A 20,119-nucleotide genomic window follows, 5' to 3' on the forward strand; every position below is an offset into this window, starting at 1 on the left:
TGCACAGGCGACACAAACAAAAACGGCCTCCACTAGGGAGGCCGTTTTCAGTGCAACTAAGCGGTTGATGGCTTACTTGCGATCTTCCAGCTTGGTGATGTCACGCGACTCGTAGCCGGTGTACAGCTGGCGCGGGCGGCCAATCTTGTACGGGCTGGAGAGCATTTCTTTCCAGTGGGAGATCCAGCCCACGGTCCGCGCCAGGGCGAAGATCACGGTGAACATGCTGGTTGGAATGCCGATCGCCTTGAGGATGATCCCCGAGTAGAAGTCGACGTTCGGGTACAGCGAGCGTTCGATGAAGTACGGGTCGGTCAGGGCGATCTCTTCCAGGCGCATGGCCAGTTCGAGTTGCGGATCGTTGTTGATGCCCAGTTCTTTCAGTACTTCGTCGCAGGTCTGCTTCATGACGGTAGCGCGTGGGTCGCGGTTTTTGTAAACCCGGTGACCGAAGCCCATCAGCTTAAACGGATCGTTCTTGTCCTTGGCCTTGGCGATGAACGTGTCGATGTTCGAGACATCGCCGATTTCATCGAGCATGGTCAATACGGCTTCGTTCGCACCGCCGTGGGCAGGGCCCCACAGTGCGGCGATACCGGCGGCGATACAGGCGAACGGGTTGGCACCCGAAGAGCCTGCCAGACGTACGGTAGAGGTGGAGGCGTTTTGCTCGTGGTCGGCGTGGAGGATGAAGATCCGGTCCATTGCCTTGGCCAGCACCGGGCTGATCGGTTTGATCTCGCACGGGGTGTTGAACATCATGTGCAGGAAGTTTTCCGCGTACGTCAGGTCGTTGCGCGGGTACATCATGGGTTGGCCCATGGAGTACTTGTAAACCATTGCGGCCAGGGTCGGCATCTTGGCAACCAGGCGGATCGCGGAAATTTCGCGATGCTGCGGGTTATTGATGTCCAGGGAGTCGTGATAGAAGGCCGACAGGGCGCCGACCACGCCGCACATGACGGCCATCGGGTGGGCGTCGCGACGGAAGCCGTTGAAGAAGGTCTTCAACTGCTCGTGAACCATGGTGTGGTTCTTTACAGTGCTGACGAACTGGGCTTTTTGCGCAGGCGTTGGCAATTCGCCATTTAGCAGCAGGTAGCAGGTTTCCAGGTAGTCCGACTTCTCAGCCAGTTGCTCGATCGGGTAGCCCCGGTGCAGCAGAATGCCATTGTCGCCGTCGATATAGGTGATCTTCGACTCGCAAGAGGCGGTCGACATGAAGCCTGGGTCGAAAGTGAAACGGCCCGTGGCCGTCAGGCCCCGTACGTCGATAACATCGGGACCAACGGTGCCGGTTAAAATGGGCAGCTCGACGGGGGCTGCGCCCTCGATGATCAACTGCGCTTTTTTGTCAGCCATGTGGCCTCCTATTTATGCTTCAAATCATCAGACAGACCCCCCACGCAGGGCCCGCACCACTATAGTGAGATAAATTCAGATGTCAATTTGCCTAAAGTCTTGCTCCAGAAGGCTTTAACCGTACTTTTTCGTCGAAATTGACTGCCATTTACGCCTTTTATACCGCCAGCGCAATCAGCTATTAGGGTGAGGTGTGCGCGTTGTCATTAGTAGCCTAACTGTCTATACTCGGCCACCGACCGCCAAGGGCTTTTGGGCTTGCTTTCATTGGGGGTCGCACTCCCTGGGTGGTGCTTACCTGACCAGTGCACTCCCCGACAACTTTGCCCTGATTGTTAGGGGCTCTTAAGTGTGAAAAAAGCCGTGAATAGCCAACGACCTGTAAACCTAGACCTAAGGACCATCAAACTCCCCATCACCGGCGTTACGTCGTTCCTGCACCGTGTTTCCGGCATCATCCTGTTCCTGGGCTTGGGCATCATGCTTTATGCATTGAGCAAATCCCTGGGTTCCGAGGAAGGTTACGCCGAGGTGAAGGCATGCTTGACCAGCCCGCTGGCCAAGTTCGTAGCATGGGGCCTCCTGTCCGCTCTGCTTTATCATCTGGTAGCCGGCGTGCGCCACTTGATCATGGATATGGGCATCGGTGAGACGCTGGAAGGCGGCCGCCTGGGCTCGAAAATCATCATCGCCATTTCCGTGGTGCTGATCGTTCTGGCAGGAGTTTGGATATGGTAACCAGCGTTACGAACCTTTCGCGTTCGGGCCTCTATGACTGGATGGCGCAGCGTGTGTCTGCGGTCGTTCTCGCGGCTTATTTCATTTTCCTGATCGGATACCTCGTCGCAAACCCGGGCATTGGCTATGAACAATGGCACGGCCTGTTTTCCCACAATGCGATGCGAATCTTCAGTCTGCTGGCACTTGTAGCCCTGGGCGCACACGCCTGGGTCGGCATGTGGACGATCGCGACCGACTACCTGACGCCGATGGCGCTGGGCAAGTCCGCGACTGCAGTCCGTTTCCTCTTCCAGGCAGTATGCGGCGTCGCGATGTTCGCTTACTTCGTCTGGGGTGTGCAGATTCTTTGGGGTATCTGAGTCATGGCTAACATTCCAACTATTTCCTTCGACGCCATCATTATTGGTGGCGGCGGTGCTGGCATGCGCGCTGCGCTGCAGCTGGCCCAGGGCGGTCACAAGACTGCCGTGATCACCAAGGTGTTCCCAACGCGTTCCCACACCGTATCGGCCCAGGGTGGCATCACCTGCGCCATCGCGTCCGCTGACCCGAACGATGACTGGCGCTGGCACATGTACGATACCGTCAAAGGTTCCGACTACATCGGTGACCAGGACGCTATCGAATACATGTGTCAAGAAGGCCCGGCCGCTGTGTTCGAGCTGGACCACATGGGTCTGCCGTTCTCGCGTACCGAGCAAGGTCGTATCTACCAGCGTCCATTCGGCGGCCAGTCGAAGGATTACGGTAAGGGCGGCCAGGCTGCGCGTACTTGCGCTGCGTCCGACCGTACCGGTCACGCGCTGCTGCACACGCTTTATCAGGGCAACCTGAAAGCCGGCACCACGTTCCTGAACGAGTACTACGCGGTTGACCTGGTCAAGAACGCACAAGGCGAGTTCGTCGGTGTGATCGCGATCTGCATCGAAACCGGTGAAACCACCTACATCCGCGCCAAGGCTACTGTTCTGGCGACCGGCGGTGCAGGTCGTATCTACGCATCGACCACCAATGCCCTGATCAACACCGGTGACGGCGTCGGCATGGCCCTGCGTGCAGGCGTTCCGGTACAAGACATCGAAATGTGGCAGTTCCACCCGACCGGTATCGCCGGTGCCGGTGTACTGGTTACAGAAGGTTGCCGTGGTGAAGGTGGTTACCTGATCAACAAGCACGGCGAGCGTTTCATGGAGCGTTATGCTCCGAACGCGAAAGACCTTGCCGGTCGTGACGTTGTGGCCCGTTCGATGGTTAAAGAAATCATCGCCGGCAACGGCTGTGGCCCGAACGGCGACCACGTACTGCTGAAGCTCGATCACCTGGGCGAAGAAGTCCTGCACAGCCGCCTGCCAGGTATCTGTGAGCTGTCCAAGACCTTTGCTCACGTTGACCCGGTGGTTGCTCCGGTTCCGGTTGTTCCAACTTGCCACTATATGATGGGCGGCGTGCCGACCAACATTCATGGCCAGGCGATCACCCAGAACGCCGAAGGCGTGGACGAGATCATTCATGGTCTGTTCGCGGTAGGCGAAGTGGCCTGCGTATCGGTTCACGGCGCCAACCGCCTGGGCGGTAACTCGCTGCTCGACCTGGTGGTATTCGGCCGCGCGGCCGGCCTGCACCTCGAGAAGGCACTGACCGACGGCATCGAATACGATGACGCTACCGACGCCAATATCGAAGCTGCCCTGGCGCGTCTGAACGCTCTGAACGAGCGCACTGATGGCGAAGACGTAGCAACCCTGCGTCGCGAGCTGCAAAACTGCATGCAGAACTACTTCGGTGTATTCCGTACCGGCGAATACATGCAGAAGGGTATTGCCCAGTTGGCTGACCTGCGTACGCGCATCGCCAACGTCAAGATCAACGATAAGAGCCAGGCGTTCAACACCGCTCGTATTGAAGCCCTTGAGCTGCAAAACCTGTTGGAAGTGGCTGAAGCGACTGCGATCGCCGCCGAGGTTCGTAAAGAATCCCGTGGTGCTCACGCTCGTGAAGACTTTGAAGATCGCGACGACGAAAACTGGTTGTGCCACACCCTGTACTTCCCGGGTGACAAGCGCGTAACCAAGCGTGCCGTGAACTTCTCGCCGAAGACAGTTCCGACCTTTGAACCGAAGATTCGGACTTACTAAGGGTGGCTGCCATGTTGAAAGTCAGTGTTTACCGCTACAACCCTGATCAGGACGCTGCGCCGTTCATGCAGGAATTTCAGGTCGATACCGGTGGTAAAGACCTGATGGTGCTGGATGTATTGGCACTGATCAAAGAGCAGGACGAAGGTTTTTCTTATCGTCGCTCTTGCCGTGAAGGTGTGTGCGGTTCCGACGGCATGAACATCAACGGCAAAAACGGCCTGGCGTGCATCACGCCGCTGTCCGCCGTGGTTAAAGGCAACAAGCTGATCGTTCGTCCTCTGCCAGGTTTGCCGGTTATCCGTGACCTGGTCGTCGATATGAGCATCTTCTACAAGCAATACGAGAAAGTTAAGCCGTTCCTGCAGAACGACACGCCGGCTCCGGCCATCGAGCGTCTGCAGTCCCCTGAAGAGCGTGAAAAGCTCGACGGTCTGTACGAGTGCATCCTGTGCGCTTGCTGCTCGACTTCGTGCCCGTCCTTCTGGTGGAACCCGGACAAGTTCCTGGGTCCAGCTGCCCTGCTGCAAGCGTACCGCTTCCTGGCAGACAGCCGTGACACCAAGACGTCCGAGCGCCTGGCTTCACTGGATGACCCGTTCAGCGTATTCCGCTGCCGTGGGATCATGAACTGCGTCAACGTATGTCCCAAAGGCCTGAACCCGACTAAGGCCATTGGTCACATCCGTAACATGCTGCTGCAAAGCGGCGTGTAAGCGACGTTGTAGCAAAGCAGGACCGTTGTGCCCGTAAATGCTACGGCGCAGGCTTCAACCGGCGCCGTAGTTTTAACTTGAGCAGCGACTTACAAAGCCGCGGCTCTTATTTTGAAGAAATGAGACAAGCAGGGGCATTCGGGTTGGTACCCGAACTATCAGCGTGATCCTAAGTGGCTTGTTTTGGTCGCTGCACTTGGCCTTTTGCAAGCAAACTCGGTGTTTTCGCCGGTGGTGTCCCCAAATCGAGGGTGACCAAGCATGCAAGAAAGCGTGATGCAGCGCATGTGGAACAGCGGCTATCTTTCAGGTGGTAACGCTGCCTATGTGGAAGAGCTTTATGAGCTCTACCTGCACGACCCTAACGCTGTGCCAGAAGAATGGCGCACCAAATTTCAGACGTTGTCTTCAGACGGCAACGCTGCCACCGATGTATCGCACGCAACAATTCGCGATCAGTTTGTGCTGCTGGCAAAGAACCAGCGCCGCGCTCAGCCGGTTTCCGCCGGGAGCGTGAGCAGTGAGCACGAGAAGAAGCAAGTTGAAGTATTGCGACTGATCCAGGCCTACCGTATGCGTGGCCACCAGGCGGCCCAGCTTGACCCGCTGGGGCTCTGGCAGCGTCCTGCACCTGCAGACCTGTCGATCAATCATTACGGCTTGACCAATGCCGATCTTGATACGACCTTCCGTGCCGGCGACCTGTTCATCGGCAAAGAGGAAGCGAGCCTACGCGAAATTCACGAAGCGTTGCAGCAGACATATTGCCGCACCATCGGCGCTGAATTCACGCACATCACCGATTCTGAGCAGCGCCACTGGTTCCAGCATCGTCTGGAAGGTGTGCGTGGCCGTCCGGTATTGTCCGACGATGTGCGCAGCCACCTGCTGGAGCGCGTGACCGCAGCCGAAGGCCTCGAGAAATACCTGGGTACCAAATACCCGGGCACCAAGCGTTTCGGCCTGGAAGGCGGCGAAAGCCTGATTCCAATGCTCGACGAACTGATCCAGCGTTCCGGTTCCTACGGCACCAAGGAAATCGTGATCGGCATGGCTCACCGTGGTCGCCTGAACGTGTTGGTCAACACCTTCGGCAAGAACCCGCGCGAGCTGTTCGACGAGTTCGAAGGCAAGAAGAAAGTCGAGCTGGGTTCCGGTGACGTTAAATACCACCAGGGCTTCTCGTCCAACGTGATGACCACCGGCGGTGAAGTTCACCTGGCCATGGCCTTTAACCCATCCCACCTGGAAATCGTTTCTCCAGTGGTCGAGGGTTCGGTGCGTGCTCGCCAGGATCGCCGTAACGATTCCACCGGTGAAAAAGTCCTGCCGATTTCCATCCACGGTGACGCGGCATTCGCCGGTCAGGGTGTGGTCCTGGAAACGTTCCAGATGTCGCAGACTCGCGGCTTCAAGACCGGCGGTACGGTTCACATCGTCATCAACAACCAGGTGGGTTTCACCATCAGCAACCCGCTGGACGCACGCTCTACCGAGTACGCGACCGACGTTGCCAAGATGATCCAGGCGCCGATCCTCCATGTGAATGGTGATGATCCGGAAGCCGTGTTGTTCGTGACCCAGCTCGCCATCGACTACCGCATGCAGTTCAAGCGTGACGTGGTCATCGACCTGGTTTGCTACCGCCGTCGCGGTCACAACGAAGCGGATGAGCCGAGCGGCACCCAGCCGTTGATGTACCAGCAGATCACCAAGCAGCGCACCACTCGTGAGCTGTACGCCGAAAGCCTGACCAAGGCCGGTGTGGTTGACGATGCGCGTGTTCAGGCGAAAGTCGATGAGTACCGCAACGCGCTGGACAACGGTCTGCATGTTGTAAAAAGCCTGGTTAAAGAGCCGAACAAAGAGCTGTTCGTGGACTGGCGCCCGTACCTGGGCCACGCCTGGACGGCGCGTCACGACACCTCGTTCGACCTCAAAACCCTGCAGGAACTGTCCGCCAAGCTGCTGGAAATTCCAGAAGGCTTCGTGGTGCAGCGCCAGGTTTCGAAGATCTACGAAGACCGTCAGAAGATGCAAGCCGGCGGCCTGCCGATCAACTGGGGTTACGCCGAAACCATGGCGTACGCGACCCTGGCGTTCGAAGGTCACCCGATCCGCATGACCGGCCAGGACATCGGCCGTGGTACGTTCTCGCACCGTCACGCGGTATTGCACAACCAGAAAGACGCGGGCACCTACATCCCGTTGCAGAACCTGTATGAAGGCCAGCCACGTTTCGACCTGTACGATTCGTTCCTGTCCGAAGAAGCCGTACTGGCGTTCGAATACGGTTACTCGACCACCACGCCTCAGGCGCTGGTGATCTGGGAAGCCCAGTTCGGCGACTTCGCCAACGGTGCCCAGGTGGTTATCGACCAGTTCATCACCAGCGGCGAGCACAAGTGGGGCCGTTTGTGCGGTCTGACCATGCTGCTGCCACACGGTTATGAAGGTCAGGGTCCGGAGCACTCCTCGGCCCGTCTGGAGCGTTACCTGCAGTTGTGCGCTGAGCACAACATCCAGGTGTGCGTGCCGACTACCCCGGCCCAGATCTACCACCTGTTGCGTCGTCAGGTGATCCGCCCGCTGCGCAAGCCGCTGGTAGTGCTGACTCCGAAATCGTTGTTGCGTCACAAATTGGCCATCTCGACCCTGGAAGATCTGGCCGACGGTTCGTTCCAGACCGTTATTTCAGAAATCGACACCCTGGACGCGGCCAAGGTCACTCGCCTGATCCTGTGCAGCGGCAAGGTTTACTACGATTTGCTGGAAAAACGCCGTGCCGAAGGCCGCGAAGACATCGCCATCGTGCGGATCGAGCAGCTTTACCCGTTCCCGGAAGACGACCTGATGGAGGCCATCGCGCCTTACACCAGCCTCACCAACGCGGTGTGGTGCCAGGAAGAACCGATGAACCAGGGCGCGTGGTACAGCAGCCAGCATCATTTGCGTCGCAGCGTCGGTAACCACAAGACAGGCCTTGGCCTTGAGTACGCCGGTCGTGATGCTTCTGCTGCACCTGCGTGTGGTTATGCGTCGATGCACGCCGAGCAGCAGGAAAAACTGCTGCAAGATGCTTTCACTGTTTAACGCCTTCGCGCTGACTGAAACCGAATTTTAAGGACCCACAGATAATGGCTATCGAAATCAAAGCCCCGTCATTCCCGGAATCGGTTGCCGATGGCACCGTTGCCACCTGGCACAAGAAACCAGGCGAGGCCGTCAAGCGTGACGACCTGATCGTCGACATCGAAACCGACAAAGTCGTGCTCGAAGTGTTGGCTGAAGCTGACGGCGTGCTGGGCGCAATCGTTGCCGAAGAAGGCGCTACCGTTCTGTCGAACCAGGTTCTGGGCTCGATCGAAGAGGGCAGCGCTGCCGCTGCTCCTGCCGCCGCCGCCGCTGCTGCACCGGCCGCGGCTTCTGCTCCAGCTGCCGCTCCGGCTGCTGGTGGCGAAGACCCAATCGCCGCACCGGCTGCTCGTCAACTGGCTGAAGAAAACGGCATCAACCTGGCGTCCATCAAGGGCACCGGCAAAGACGGCCGTGTGACCAAGGAAGACGTGGTTGCCGCGGTTGAAGCCAAGAAAAACGCTCCAGCTGCCGCACCTGCCAAGGCTGCTGCCCCGGCTGCCGCTGCGCCTGTGTTCGCCGCTGGCGACCGCACCGAGAAGCGCGTACCGATGACTCGGGTACGTGCCACCGTGGCCAAGCGCCTGGTTGAAGCACAGTCGAACATGGCGATGCTGACCACCTTCAACGAAGTCGACATGACCGAAGTCATGGCCCTGCGTTCGAAGTACAAAGACCTGTTCGAGAAGTCCCACAACGGCGTGCGCCTGGGCTTCATGTCGTTCTTCGTGAAAGCGGCCACCGAAGCGCTGAAGCGCTTCCCGGCAGTCAACGCTTCCATCGACGGCAGCGACATCGTTTACCACGGCTATGCAGACGTCGGCGTTGCCGTGTCCAGCGACCGTGGCCTGGTGGTTCCGGTTCTGCGTAACGCCGAGCTGATGAGCCTGGCTGAAATCGAAGGCGGCATCGCTGGCTTCGGCAAAAAAGCCCGTGACGGCAAGCTGACCATCGACGAGATGACCGGCGGTACCTTCACCATCACCAACGGTGGTACCTTCGGTTCGATGATGTCGACCCCGATCGTCAACCCGCCGCAAGCTGCGATCCTGGGCATGCACAACATCATCCAGCGTCCAATGGCCATCAACGGCCAAGTCGTGATCCGCCCAATGATGTACTTGGCACTGTCTTACGATCACCGCCTGATCGATGGTAAAGAAGCCGTGACTTTCCTGGTGACCATCAAGAACCTGCTGGAAGACCCGGCTCGTCTGCTGCTGGATATCTGATAGAAGCAGCTGCAGGCCTCAAGTGACAGGCTGCCGGATAAGGCAGCTGGGCTTGGGGCTTGCGGCTTGAAAGCTTGCTGCTAAATAGAGGAACTATTTTCATGTCGCAGAAATTTGACGTTGTAGTGATTGGTGCTGGTCCTGGCGGCTACGTTGCCGCGATCAAGGCCGCACAACTGGGCCTCTCGACTGCTTGCATCGAAAAATACACCGACAAGGAAGGCAAACTGGCGCTGGGCGGTACTTGCCTGAACGTCGGTTGCATTCCTTCCAAGGCGCTGCTGGACAGCTCCTGGAAATTCCACGAAGCCCAAAGCGGTTTCGCGATCCACGGCATCAACCATGCTGGCGTGACCATGGACGTGCCAGCAATGGTCGGCCGTAAAGCCAACATCGTTAAAGGCCTGACTTCCGGCGTTGCCACCTTGTTCAAGGCCAACGGCGTTACTTCTCTGCAAGGTCACGGCAAGCTGCTGGCCGGCAAGAAAATTGAAATCACCAAGCCTGACGGTTCGGTAGAAGTCATCGAAGCCGAGAACGTGATCCTGGCGCCAGGCTCGCGCCCAATCGACATTCCGCCTGCTCCAGTTGACCAGAACGTGATCGTTGATTCGACCGGTGCCCTGGAATTCCAATCCGTTCCTAAGCGTCTGGGCGTGATCGGCGCTGGCGTAATCGGTCTGGAACTGGGTTCGGTATGGGCCCGCCTGGGTTCCGAAGTGACCGTTCTGGAAGCCCTGGACACGTTCCTGCTGGCTGCCGACACCGCGGTGTCCAAAGAAGCGTTGAAAACCCTGACCAAACAAGGTCTGGACATCAAGCTGGGCGCCCGTGTTACCGGTTCCAAGGTCAACGGCGAAGAAGTCGTGGTGACCTACACCAATAAAGAAGGCGAGCAGACCATCACCTTCGACAAGCTGATCGTAGCCGTGGGTCGCCGTCCAGTGACCACCGACCTGCTGGCTTCCGACAGTGGCGTGAATATCGACGAGCGTGGTTTCATCCACGTTGACGATCACTGCGCTACCACCGTTCCAGGCGTGTACGCCATCGGCGACGTGGTTCGCGGCATGATGCTGGCGCACAAAGCTTCCGAAGAAGGCATCATGGTTGTCGAGCGCATCAAGGGTCACAAAACCCAGATGAACTACGACCTGATCCCGTCTGTTATCTACACACACCCGGAAATTGCATGGGTCGGTAAGAACGAACAGCAGTTGAAAGCTGAAGGCGTTGAAGTTAACGTCGGCACCTTCCCGTTTGCTGCTTCTGGCCGTGCCATGGCAGCCAACGACACCGGTGGTTTCGTCAAAGTCATCGCTGATGCCAAGACTGACCGCGTATTGGGCGTCCACGTGATTGGTCCAAGCGCAGCAGAACTGGTTCAGCAAGGCGCGATCGGCATGGAATTCGGCACCAGTGCCGAAGACCTGGGCATGATGGTCTTCTCCCATCCGACCCTGTCCGAAGCGTTGCATGAAGCAGCGTTGGCAGTGAATGGCGGCGCCATCCACATCGCCAACAAGAAGAAGCGCTAAGCGAGATAATAAGAAACCACGGCGGTTGCCCGTCGTGAGCCTTGCGCGCAAGACTCACCGCGGAATGTCCGCTGGACGCAGTCTTGCGCAGCTTTACGGGCGTTAAGCCTTGGAAGTTGTGCAAGCAGCAGTCACAGGTGGCGCGGCACTCATAATGAGCGCAGCGCCGAATGCGCAGTACCTAACGAAGACGGTAAAAAGCATGAATCTTCACGAGTATCAGGGTAAGCAGCTGTTCGCTGAATACGGCCTGCCAGTATCCAAGGGTTACGCAGTAGACACCCCGGAAGCAGCAGCAGAAGCTTGCGACAAAATCGGTGGTACCGAGTGGGTTGTCAAAGCCCAGGTCCACGCTGGTGGTCGCGGTAAAGCGGGCGGCGTTAAGCTGGTTCGCAGCAAAGAAGACGCCAAGGCCTTCGCACAGCAGTGGCTGGGCAAGCGTCTGGTGACTTACCAGACTGATGCCAATGGCCAACCAGTCACCAAGATCCTGGTTGAATCGTGCACTGATATCGCTAAAGAGCTGTACCTGGGCGCTGTCGTTGACCGTTCGAGCCGTCGCATCGTGTTCATGGCTTCCACCGAAGGTGGCGTGGACATCGAGAAGATCGCTCACGAAACCCCAGAAAAAATTCTGAAAGCCACCATCGATCCACTGGTTGGCGCTCAGCCATTCCAGGGTCGCGAGCTGGCTTTCCAGCTGGGCCTGGAAGGCAAGCAAGTTACCCAGTTCGCCAAGATCTTCGTAGGTCTGGCCAAACTGTTCAAGGATCACGATCTGGCCCTGCTGGAAGTGAACCCGCTGGTGATCAAGGCTGACGGCGATCTGCATTGCCTCGATGCCAAGATCAACATCGACGCCAACGCCATGTACCGTCAGCCTAAGCTGAAGACTTTCCACGATCCGTCGCAAGACGATCCGCGCGAAGCGCACGCTGCCAAGTTCGAGCTGAACTACGTAGCCCTGGAAGGTAACATCGGTTGCATGGTCAACGGTGCTGGCCTGGCCATGGGTACCATGGACATCGTCAACCTGCATGGCGGCAAACCAGCCAACTTCCTCGACGTGGGCGGTGGTGCTACCAAAGAACGCGTAACCGAAGCCTTCAAAATCATCCTGTCCGACTCCAACGTCGCTGCAGTATTGGTTAACATCTTCGGCGGCATCGTTCGTTGCGACATGATTGCCGAAGGCATCATCGGTGCAGTGAAAGAAGTCGGCGTTAAAATCCCGGTTGTTGTTCGCCTTGAAGGTAACAACGCTGAACTGGGCGCTAAAGTACTGGCAGAAAGCGGTTTGAACATCATCGCGGCTACCAGCCTGACCGACGCTGCTCAACAAGTTGTCAAAGCTGCGGAGGGCAAATAATGAGCGTCCTGATCAATAAAGACACCAAAGTTATCTGCCAGGGTATTACCGGTTCGCAAGGTAGTTTCCACACCCAGCAAGCCATCGAATACGGCACCAAGATGGTGGGTGGCGTTACTCCGGGCAAAGGCGGCACCGAGCACCTGGGCCTGCCAGTGTTCAACACCGTGAAAGAAGCAGTAGAAACCACTGGCGCCACTGCCAGCGTGATCTACGTTCCAGCTCCTTTCTGCAAGGACTCCATCCTGGAAGCAGCATTCGGCGGCATCAAGCTGATCGTTTGCATCACCGAAGGCATTCCTACCCTGGACATGCTGGACGCTAAAGTTAAGTGCGACGAGCTGGGTGTTACCCTGATCGGCCCTAACTGCCCAGGCGTGATCACCCCAGGCGAATGCAAGATCGGCATCATGCCAGGTCACATTCACTTGCCAGGTAAAGTCGGTATCGTTTCGCGTTCCGGCACCCTGACTTACGAAGCTGTTAAGCAAACTACTGACGCCGGTTTCGGTCAGTCGACTTGCGTCGGCATCGGCGGTGACCCGATCCCAGGCTCCAACTTCATCGACATCCTGAAGCTGTTCCAGGAAGACCCGAAGACCGAAGCGATCGTAATGATCGGTGAGATCGGCGGTTCGGCTGAAGAAGAAGCGGCTGCCTACATCAAGGCCCACGTGACCAAGCCAGTTGTTTCCTACATCGCTGGTGTGACTGCCCCTGCGGGCAAGCGCATGGGCCATGCTGGCGCAATCATCTCTGGCGGCAAAGGCACTGCAGACGAGAAGTTTGCTGCCCTTGAAGACGCAGGCGTTAAAACCGTGCGTTCGCTGGCAGACATCGGCAAGGCTTTGTCCGAGCTGACCGGTTGGGCTGTCAAGTAAGCCTCGCGCTTAGCTGACGCTTTACCAAGCAAAGGCCACCTTCGGGTGGCCTTTGTGCATTCTGGGTATTCTCATCAGATTGGATGCCCCGTCCACCTGTGGGAGTTGGCTTACCTGCGATAGCATCGACGCGGTTTGCCTGATGGACCGAGTCGCCCGCATCGCAGGCAAGCCAGCTCCCACATGGGTCTGTATTGCCAAATTTAAGTATGAAAATGCGACATTTGGATGTCGCTTATCGGACAGTTCGCCCCGCAACAGTGCGTTTGTCGCCCAAATTCGTTAGGCTAGCCGCCTCTTTATGCGCCCGCATCTCAAAAGGAAGCCGCGCGCTAGACCGGTCGGTCCCCATAAGGACCGGCAGCAGTTCCCTCATCCATAGGGAATCCCTCTCTAAATTCCGATTCAGTAGTGTGGTATTTCCTCAAATGAAAGTGTTGAAAAGCCAGGATGTCCTGGCGTTAGGCTTTATGACTTTTGCCCTGTTCGTGGGCGCCGGCAACATCATCTTTCCGCCTATCGTTGGTTTGCAGTCCGGGCCTCATGTCTGGATGGCGGCGCTGGGCTTCCTGATCACCGCGGTCGGTCTGCCGGTGGTCACTGTGATCGCCCTGGCCAAGGTCGGCGGCGGTATGGACGCGCTGAGCAGCCCGATCGGCAAGATCGCCGGCGGCCTGCTCGCGGCGGCGGCGTACTTGGCGGTAGGGCCGCTATTCGCCACCCCGCGTACCGCGACCGTTTCGTTTGAAGTGGGCCTGGCGCCGCTGACCGGCGAAAGCCCGCTGGCGCTGTTCCTCTACAGCTCGGTGTATTTTCTGGTGGTGTTCTTTGTTTCTCTGTACCCGGGCCGCCTGCTGGACACCGTCGGTCGCTTCCTGGCACCGCTGAAAATCATCGCCTTGGCGATCCTCGGTATCGCCGCGTTTGCCTTGCCGGCCGGTGACATCGGCGTTGCCACGCCGGAATACGTCGCCGCACCGTTTTCCCAAGGCTTTATCAATGGCTACCTGACCATGGATACCCTGGGCGCGCTGGTGTTCGGTATCGTCATCGTCAATGCTATCCGTTCCCGTGGTGTTGAATCGCCACAGTTGATCACCCGTTACGCGATCATTGCTGGGCTGATTGCCGGCGTGGGCCTGGCGCTGGTGTACATCAGCCTCTTCCGTCTGGGTTCTGGCAGCCATGCCGTGGCCGCCGGTGCCGGTAACGGCGCCGCCGTGCTGCACGCTTACGTGCAACACACCTTCGGCTCCCTGGGCAGCGGCTTCCTCGCCGTGCTGATCTCCCTGGCGTGCCTGGTAACCGCCGTGGGCCTGACCTGCGCCTGTGCCGAGTACTTCAGCAAAATCCTGCCGCTGTCCTACAAGACACTGGTCGTAATCCTGGCGCTGTTCTCGTTGTTCGTGTCCAACCTGGGCCTGACCAAGCTGATTGCCTTCTCGATCCCGGTGCTCACGGCGATCTACCCGCCGTGCATCGTGTTGGTGGCGCTGAGCTTCTGCAAAGACTTCTGGCTGGAGCAGGGCCGTATCGTTGGTCCGGTGATGCTGGTGTCGTTCATCTTTGGCTGCATCGATGCACTCAAGGGCGCGGGCCTGGCGGATTGGATGCCGACCCAACTGGCGCACCTGCCGCTGAGCGAGCAAGGCCTGGCGTGGCTGGTACCGTCGGTGATGACGTTGGCCGTTGCCGTGTTGGTTGACCGTATGCTCGGCAAGCGTAGCGAAGCCATCGCTTAACGTAGCTTCTGGGCTGTACCGAAATGCCCCGTATCAATCGATACGGGGCATTTTTTATGCGTGTATGACTACAACCCTCTAAAGTTGGAGTTCGGTCAATGTGGGGTCAGGCTTGCCTGCGACAGCGGCGGACCAGACGGCGCGGTAGTGACTGCACAGACGCCGTCGCAGGCAAGCCAGCCTCCACATGTTGAACCACGTTCGTCCCCATCCACTGTGTCTAAGGACCCGCATGTCGTTCGTCGAAACCAACCAGATACACCTGCTTGCCGCGCTGTGGTTCGTCCTGTGCTGGGGCGGTTACACCCGTTACGCCACCTGGAAAGCCCGTGACACCGCGTGCCTGGCCAGCGTGCTGCACCTGTATCGTGAAGACTGGATGCGCCGCATGCTGCTGCGCGATAACCGTATTGCCGACGCCAGCGTGGTCGGCAACCTGGAGCGCAACGCCTCGTTTTTCGCCTCCAGCACGCTGATCATCCTCGCCGGTATTCTCACCGTACTGGGCGCTTCCGAGCGGGCGGTGTCGTTGCTGGCGGACATACCCATGGTGCAGCAAGCCTCTCAGGGCATGTCGGAAATCAAACTGCTGTGCCTGGCGCTGGTGTTCGTCTACGCCTTCTTCACGTTCAGCTGGTGCATGCGCCAATACAACTTTGCGGCGGTGCTGGTGGGGTCGGCGCCGATGATCGGTGAGCGCCATGTGTCGGAGCAGGAGCGCAAGGCATTTGCCCTGCGGGCGGCGCGGGTGATTTCCATGGCGGCCAACCAATTCAACTTTGGGCTGCGTGCTTATTACTTCGGCATGACCATGCTGGCTTGGTTTGTCAGCCCGTGGTTGTTCATGTTGATGAGCAGCGGCGTCGTAGTGGTGCTGTATCGCCGAGAGTTTCATTCCGACGTATTGCAAGTGATGGTATATACCCCGACCGACATGCCGGTATCGGAAGTGGCTAAAGAAACGGTGTCTTCACTCGGGCCGCAAGGTTAGTCCAACTTTTTTGCCACGGATAAAACAGCAGACAAAGAAAAGCCCGCTATATAAGCGGGCTTTTTTGCAGCAATAGCCAGGCGATTATTGCTTGGCAGGTTCTGCTGGTGTGGCAGGTGCTGCTTCTTTCGCGGCGGCAGCGTTCGATTCAGCCTGAGCTTTGGCAGCATCGGCGTTTTCTTTCGCAGCGTCGTTCACTTTATCCTGAGCTTTGGCCATGTCTTTCTGAGCTTGCTCAGAATGCGAAGCTGCATCTTGGGCTTTGTCTTCGGATTTTTTATCGCAGGCAGCGAGGCCGAGGGCAGCGGCGAGCATCATGGAAATAGCTAAAGTCTTGCGCATTGGGTGTTTCTCCTTATTGAAGATATCTACTGGCCTTTCGAGCTTGGGCAGTCAGCATTAGTTCCTTTTGTTTCAAAGATATATAAAACACGGCCCTCAAGGAACTTTCACCCGTCATCCCATACTCCACCCGTCAACACTAATAAGAGTCTGTACACATGACCGAAAATCCCTTGCAGGAGCGCGCCACGCGCTTTGTTTCGGCTCTGCGCCATTGTCAGGTGCTGGGCATTACCGTTCATGCCGCAGGCTTGGAGGGCATCACGCTGCTGCTGCCTTACGCGCCCTCTATCGTCGGCGACCCGCAAACCGGCGTGATTCACGGTGGCGCGCTGACCTCTTTGATGGACACCGCCTGCGGCATGGCCACGTTGTGCGTATTGCCCGAGTTCGAGGTATGCCCGACCCTGGACCTGCGTATCGACTACATGCATCCCGCCGAACCGCACAAACCGGTGTATGGCTTTGCGCAGTGCTACCGGGTCACCACCGACGTGATTTTCACCCGTGGTTTCGCCTATCAGGATGACCCGCAACAGCCCATTGCCCATGTGGTAGGCACGTTCATGCGCATGGGCAAGCGCCTTAAGGGCGCACAAGGATTGGGCAGCACGATCAAGGGAGAGCAGGCATGACACATCGATTCAAAACCCGTCTCGAACAGGCCCATGAGCGCGGTGACTACGAGGCTCTGCTCAACCTTGTGCCCTACGCCAAGCTGATCGGCATCGAATGCACGCGTTTGGGCGATGAATTGCTGTTCCGCCTGCCGGCCAACAAGGACAACATTGGTAACCCGATATTGCCGGCGCTGCACGGAGGGGTGATTGCCGGCTTCATGGAGCTGTCGGCGGCGTTACATTTGCTGGTATTTACCGGTGCGCCGGGCCTGCCGAAAATCATCGACTTTTCCCTGGATTACCTGCGCGCCGGGCAGTTCCGCGACACTTACGCCAAATGCCAGGTGTGGCGCCAAGGCCGCCGGGTTGCCAATGTGGCGATCACCGCCTGGCAAAGCACCCCGGCCGAACCGATTGCCACCGCCCGTGCACATTTCAAAATTGAGGAATCGGCGCGCCCTTGAAATCCTGGTCTTAGCCCCCAACTTTGATGACAACCCGCCGCCAACCCTCAAGGGCGCGGCCACTGCCATCCAATTGGAGTTTGATGACCATGAGTGTGGAAACTCAAAAGGAAACCCTGGGCTTCCAGACCGAGGTGAAGCAACTGCTGCACCTCATGATCCATTCGCTGTATTCCAACAAGGAAATATTCCTTCGCGAATTGATCTCGAACGCCTCTGACGCTGTCGATAAATTACGTTTCGAAGCCCTCTCCAAGCCTGAGTTGCTGGAAGGTGGCGCCGAGCTGAAAATCCGTGTGAGCTTCGATAAAGACGCCAAAACCGTCACCCTCGAAGATAACGGCATCGGCATGAGCCGTGAAGACGCGATCACCCACCTGGGTACCATCGCCAAATCCGGCACCGCCGATTTCATGAAGAACCTGTCGGGCGACCAGAAGAAAGATTCGCACCTGATCGGTCAATTCGGTGTGGGCTTCTACTCGGCCTTCATCGTCGCCGACAAGGTAGAAGTATTCAGCCGTCGCGCCGGCCTCGACGCCAGCGAAGGCGTGCACTGGTCGTCCAAAGGTGAAGGCGAGTTCGAAATCGCCACCATCGATAAGGCTGACCGTGGCACCCGCATCGTGCTGCACCTCAAATCCGCTGAAGATGAATTCGCCGATGGCTGGCGTCTGCGCAACATCATCAAGAAGTACTCCGACCACATTGCACTGCCGATCGAGCTGCCGAAAGAACAAGCAGCCCCTGAAGGCGAAGAGCAGCCTGCCCTGGAATGGGAAGTGGTCAACCGCGCCAGCGCCCTGTGGACGCGCCCTCGCACCGAGGTGAAGGATGAGGAATACCAGGAGTTCTACAAGCACATCGCTCACGATTACGAAAACCCGCTGAGCTGGAGCCACAACAAGGTCGAAGGCAAGCTGGAATACAGCTCGCTGCTCTACGTACCGGCGCGTGCTCCGTTCGACCTGTACCAGCGTGAAGCGCCTAAAGGCCTGAAGCTGTATGTGCAGCGTGTGTTCGTGATGGATCAGGCGGAGTCCTTCCTGCCGCTGTACCTGCGCTTCATCAAAGGCGTGGTCGACTCCAACGACCTGTCGCTGAACGTGTCGCGGGAAATCCTGCAGAAAGACCCGATCATCGACTCCATGAAGTCGGCGCTGACCAAGCGCGTGCTCGACATGCTGGAAAAACTGGCGAAGAACGAGCCTGAGCAATACAAGGGTTTCTGGAAAAACTTCGGTCAGGTCATGAAAGAAGGCCCGGCGGAAGACTTTGCCAACAAGGAAAAAATCGCCGGCTTGCTGCGGTTTGCCTCGACTCAAGGCAGCGATGCGGAGCAAATCGTCTCCTTGGCCGAGTACCTGGCCCGCGCTAAGGAAGGTCAGGACAAGATCTACTACCTGACCGGCGAGAAATACGAAGCCGTCAAAGACAGCCCGCACCTGGAAGTCTTCCGCAAGAAAGGCATCGAAGTGCTGCTGCTGACGGACCGTATCGATGAGTGGCTGATGAGCTACCTCAGCGAGTTCGACGGCAAGACCTTCGTCGACGTAGCCCGTGGTGACCTGGACCTGGGTAACCTGGACTCCGAAGAAGAGAAGAAAGAAGCCGAAGAAGTCGCCAAGGCCAAAGAAGGTCTGGTTGAGCGGATCAAGACAGCCTTGGGCGATGCGGTCAGCGAAGTGCGGGTTTCGCACCGTCTGACCGACTCCCCTGCGATTCTGGCCATCGGCGAGCAGGACTTGGGCATGCAGATGCGTCAGATCCTCGAAGCCAGCGGTCAGAAGGTTCCGGATTCCAAGCCGATCTTCGAATTCAACCCGGCTCACCCGCTGATCGAGAAACTTGACGGCGAGCAAAGCGAAGAGCGTTTTGGCGACCTGTCGCACATCCTCTTCGATCAGGCGGCCCTGGCCGCTGGGGACAGCTTGAAAGACCCGGCCGCTTACGTGCGCCGACTGAACAAGCTGTTGGTTGAACTGTCGGTTTAACACCGTTGTAGAAAAACCCGCTTCGGCGGGTTTTTTTTGTTTAACGCATCCCAACTGGAGTAAATGATGAGCCAAGTCACAGTACGTTCCGTGGTCTATCAGATTGATGGCCAGTCTTATGAAAGTCGCCTGGCCTTCGATGCCAGCCACAAAGGCCCGCTGCCGGGCCTGCTGATGGCGCCGAACTGGATGGGTGTGAGTGCGGGTGCCGAAGACATCGCCAAAAGCGTTGCCGCCAAGGGCTACGTGGTGCTGATCGCCGACCTGTACGGGCAAACCGTACGCCCCTCAAATGGCGATGAAGCGGGCGCGGCGATGATGCCGTTGAAGAATGACAACCCGGTACTGATAAAGCGTATGCAGGCAGCGTTTGAGCAACTGCAAAGCCAAACCGAAGCGGCCGTGGACGCCTCCAAGCTGGCGACCTTCGGCTTCTGCTTTGGCGGTTTCTGCTCGCTGGAGCTTGCGCGTACCGGCGCGCCCTTGAAGGCTGCCGTATCGTTCCACGGCACTATCGACACGCAGAACCCGGTTGGCGCGAAGAACGTCAAGGGCTCGGTGTTGGTGCTGCACGGCGCGTCCGACCCATTGGTGCCCAAAGAACAGCTGCCGGCGTTTGAAGATGAAATGAACGCAGCCGGTGTGGATTGGCAGTTGCTGAGCTACGGCGGTGCGGTGCATTCCTTCACCGACCCGCACGCCAATGTGCCGGGCAAGATGATGTACGACGCGAAGACCGCTGCGCGGGCGTTCCAGTCGATGCATAACTTGCTGGATGAAGTGTTCAAGGGCTGACCATGTGATCGTTCCCACGCTCCGCGTGGGAATGCCTGGCTAGACGCTCCGCTCTTACGCAG

The 20,119-nt window shown here is 58.0% G+C and carries 17 protein-coding genes; 15 read left to right on the forward strand and 2 right to left on the reverse strand.

Going from position 1 to position 20,119, the window contains the following annotated elements; all coding sequences use genetic code 11:
- Positions 1–72 precede the first annotated feature (72 nt).
- Complete coding sequence (gene gltA / locus GJU48_RS08365) at positions 73–1,362, reverse strand: citrate synthase (RefSeq protein ID WP_094950717.1); 1,290 nt, start codon at positions 1,360–1,362, stop codon at positions 73–75.
- Between the two features lie 351 nt (positions 1,363–1,713).
- Between gltA and sdhC the strand changes: the two genes are divergently transcribed.
- The 11 genes from sdhC to GJU48_RS08420 all read left to right on the forward strand — a co-directional run bounded on the left by sdhC (position 1,714) and on the right by GJU48_RS08420 (position 15,842).
- The gene (gene sdhC / locus GJU48_RS08370; RefSeq protein ID WP_094950716.1) at positions 1,714–2,100 is read left to right on the forward strand and encodes a succinate dehydrogenase, cytochrome b556 subunit; all 387 of its coding nucleotides are present in this window, start codon (positions 1,714–1,716) and stop codon (positions 2,098–2,100) included.
- Positions 2,094–2,462, forward strand: a complete 369-nt coding sequence (sdhD, locus tag GJU48_RS08375) for a succinate dehydrogenase, hydrophobic membrane anchor protein (RefSeq protein ID WP_003172805.1) — start codon at positions 2,094–2,096, stop codon at positions 2,460–2,462. The genes sdhC and sdhD overlap by 7 nt, the downstream gene beginning before the upstream one ends.
- Positions 2,463–2,465: 3 nt before the next feature.
- Positions 2,466–4,238, forward strand: coding sequence for a succinate dehydrogenase flavoprotein subunit (sdhA, locus tag GJU48_RS08380; protein ID WP_094950715.1), 1,773 nt, complete (start codon positions 2,466–2,468; stop codon positions 4,236–4,238).
- Between the two features lie 11 nt (positions 4,239–4,249).
- Positions 4,250–4,954: a succinate dehydrogenase iron-sulfur subunit gene (locus GJU48_RS08385; protein ID WP_003172807.1), complete on the forward strand. Its 705-nt coding sequence runs from the start codon at positions 4,250–4,252 to the stop codon at positions 4,952–4,954.
- A gap of 261 nt (positions 4,955–5,215) precedes the next feature.
- A complete protein-coding gene (locus GJU48_RS08390; protein WP_094950714.1) occupies positions 5,216–8,047 on the forward strand; it encodes a 2-oxoglutarate dehydrogenase E1 component in 2,832 nt (943 codons plus the stop codon).
- 44 nt (positions 8,048–8,091) lie between these two features.
- The gene (gene odhB, locus GJU48_RS08395; protein WP_094950713.1) at positions 8,092–9,321 is read left to right on the forward strand and encodes a 2-oxoglutarate dehydrogenase complex dihydrolipoyllysine-residue succinyltransferase; all 1,230 of its coding nucleotides are present in this window, start codon (positions 8,092–8,094) and stop codon (positions 9,319–9,321) included.
- A gap of 101 nt (positions 9,322–9,422) precedes the next feature.
- Positions 9,423–10,859: a dihydrolipoyl dehydrogenase gene (gene lpdA / locus GJU48_RS08400; RefSeq protein WP_094950712.1), complete on the forward strand. Its 1,437-nt coding sequence runs from the start codon at positions 9,423–9,425 to the stop codon at positions 10,857–10,859.
- A gap of 202 nt (positions 10,860–11,061) precedes the next feature.
- The gene (gene sucC, locus GJU48_RS08405; protein ID WP_094950711.1) at positions 11,062–12,228 is read left to right on the forward strand and encodes an ADP-forming succinate--CoA ligase subunit beta; all 1,167 of its coding nucleotides are present in this window, start codon (positions 11,062–11,064) and stop codon (positions 12,226–12,228) included.
- Complete coding sequence (gene sucD / locus GJU48_RS08410) at positions 12,228–13,109, forward strand: succinate--CoA ligase subunit alpha (RefSeq protein WP_065872666.1); 882 nt, start codon at positions 12,228–12,230, stop codon at positions 13,107–13,109. The genes sucC and sucD overlap by 1 nt, the downstream gene beginning before the upstream one ends.
- 428 nt (positions 13,110–13,537) lie before the next feature.
- Positions 13,538–14,851: a branched-chain amino acid transport system II carrier protein gene (gene brnQ, locus GJU48_RS08415; RefSeq protein ID WP_094950710.1), complete on the forward strand. Its 1,314-nt coding sequence runs from the start codon at positions 13,538–13,540 to the stop codon at positions 14,849–14,851.
- A 232-nt stretch (positions 14,852–15,083) separates the two neighbouring features.
- Complete coding sequence (locus tag GJU48_RS08420; protein WP_094950709.1) at positions 15,084–15,842, forward strand: DUF599 domain-containing protein; 759 nt, start codon at positions 15,084–15,086, stop codon at positions 15,840–15,842.
- Between the two features lie 84 nt (positions 15,843–15,926).
- Here GJU48_RS08420 and GJU48_RS08425 read toward each other — a convergent pair whose 3' ends face one another.
- Complete coding sequence (locus GJU48_RS08425; RefSeq protein WP_094950708.1) at positions 15,927–16,184, reverse strand: hypothetical protein; 258 nt, start codon at positions 16,182–16,184, stop codon at positions 15,927–15,929.
- A gap of 158 nt (positions 16,185–16,342) precedes the next feature.
- On the opposite strand from GJU48_RS08425, the gene GJU48_RS08430 reads away from it, so the two are divergent.
- From GJU48_RS08430 to GJU48_RS08445, 4 genes are all read left to right on the forward strand, one after another.
- Positions 16,343–16,819 carry a PaaI family thioesterase gene (locus tag GJU48_RS08430; protein ID WP_094950707.1) on the forward strand — a complete coding sequence of 159 codons (477 nt, stop codon included), beginning with the start codon at positions 16,343–16,345 and terminating at the stop codon, positions 16,817–16,819.
- Positions 16,816–17,268: a PaaI family thioesterase gene (locus GJU48_RS08435; protein WP_094950706.1), complete on the forward strand. Its 453-nt coding sequence runs from the start codon at positions 16,816–16,818 to the stop codon at positions 17,266–17,268. The genes GJU48_RS08430 and GJU48_RS08435 overlap by 4 nt, the downstream gene beginning before the upstream one ends.
- An 89-nt stretch (positions 17,269–17,357) precedes the next feature.
- Complete coding sequence (gene htpG, locus GJU48_RS08440; RefSeq protein WP_094950746.1) at positions 17,358–19,262, forward strand: molecular chaperone HtpG; 1,905 nt, start codon at positions 17,358–17,360, stop codon at positions 19,260–19,262.
- Between the two features lie 66 nt (positions 19,263–19,328).
- Positions 19,329–20,057 carry a dienelactone hydrolase family protein gene (locus tag GJU48_RS08445; RefSeq protein WP_094950705.1) on the forward strand — a complete coding sequence of 243 codons (729 nt, stop codon included), beginning with the start codon at positions 19,329–19,331 and terminating at the stop codon, positions 20,055–20,057.
- Positions 20,058–20,119: the final 62 nt, after the last annotated feature.

The sequence above is a fragment of the Pseudomonas sp. IB20 genome (genome assembly GCF_009707325.1).
In the GTDB taxonomy this organism is placed as follows: Bacteria; Pseudomonadota; Gammaproteobacteria; order Pseudomonadales; family Pseudomonadaceae; genus Aquipseudomonas.

Excerpts from the sequence above, each read along its gene's own strand:
- gltA (WP_094950717.1), bottom strand. The coding sequence starts at position 1,362 with ATGGCTGACAAAAAAGCGCAGTTGATCATCGAGGGCGCAGCCCCCGTC.
- sdhD (WP_003172805.1), top strand. The coding sequence starts at position 2,094 with ATGGTAACCAGCGTTACGAACCTTTCGCGTTCGGGCCTCTATGACTGG.
- sdhA (WP_094950715.1), top strand. The coding sequence starts at position 2,466 with ATGGCTAACATTCCAACTATTTCCTTCGACGCCATCATTATTGGTGGC.
- GJU48_RS08385 (WP_003172807.1), top strand. The coding sequence starts at position 4,250 with ATGTTGAAAGTCAGTGTTTACCGCTACAACCCTGATCAGGACGCTGCG.
- GJU48_RS08390 (WP_094950714.1), top strand. The coding sequence starts at position 5,216 with ATGCAAGAAAGCGTGATGCAGCGCATGTGGAACAGCGGCTATCTTTCA.
- odhB (WP_094950713.1), top strand. The coding sequence starts at position 8,092 with ATGGCTATCGAAATCAAAGCCCCGTCATTCCCGGAATCGGTTGCCGAT.
- lpdA (WP_094950712.1), top strand. The coding sequence starts at position 9,423 with ATGTCGCAGAAATTTGACGTTGTAGTGATTGGTGCTGGTCCTGGCGGC.
- sucC (WP_094950711.1), top strand. The coding sequence starts at position 11,062 with ATGAATCTTCACGAGTATCAGGGTAAGCAGCTGTTCGCTGAATACGGC.
- sucD (WP_065872666.1), top strand. The coding sequence starts at position 12,228 with ATGAGCGTCCTGATCAATAAAGACACCAAAGTTATCTGCCAGGGTATT.
- brnQ (WP_094950710.1), top strand. The coding sequence starts at position 13,538 with ATGAAAGTGTTGAAAAGCCAGGATGTCCTGGCGTTAGGCTTTATGACT.
- GJU48_RS08420 (WP_094950709.1), top strand. The coding sequence starts at position 15,084 with ATGTCGTTCGTCGAAACCAACCAGATACACCTGCTTGCCGCGCTGTGG.
- GJU48_RS08425 (WP_094950708.1), bottom strand. The coding sequence starts at position 16,184 with ATGCGCAAGACTTTAGCTATTTCCATGATGCTCGCCGCTGCCCTCGGC.
- GJU48_RS08430 (WP_094950707.1), top strand. The coding sequence starts at position 16,343 with ATGACCGAAAATCCCTTGCAGGAGCGCGCCACGCGCTTTGTTTCGGCT.
- GJU48_RS08435 (WP_094950706.1), top strand. The coding sequence starts at position 16,816 with ATGACACATCGATTCAAAACCCGTCTCGAACAGGCCCATGAGCGCGGT.
- htpG (WP_094950746.1), top strand. The coding sequence starts at position 17,358 with ATGAGTGTGGAAACTCAAAAGGAAACCCTGGGCTTCCAGACCGAGGTG.
- GJU48_RS08445 (WP_094950705.1), top strand. The coding sequence starts at position 19,329 with ATGAGCCAAGTCACAGTACGTTCCGTGGTCTATCAGATTGATGGCCAG.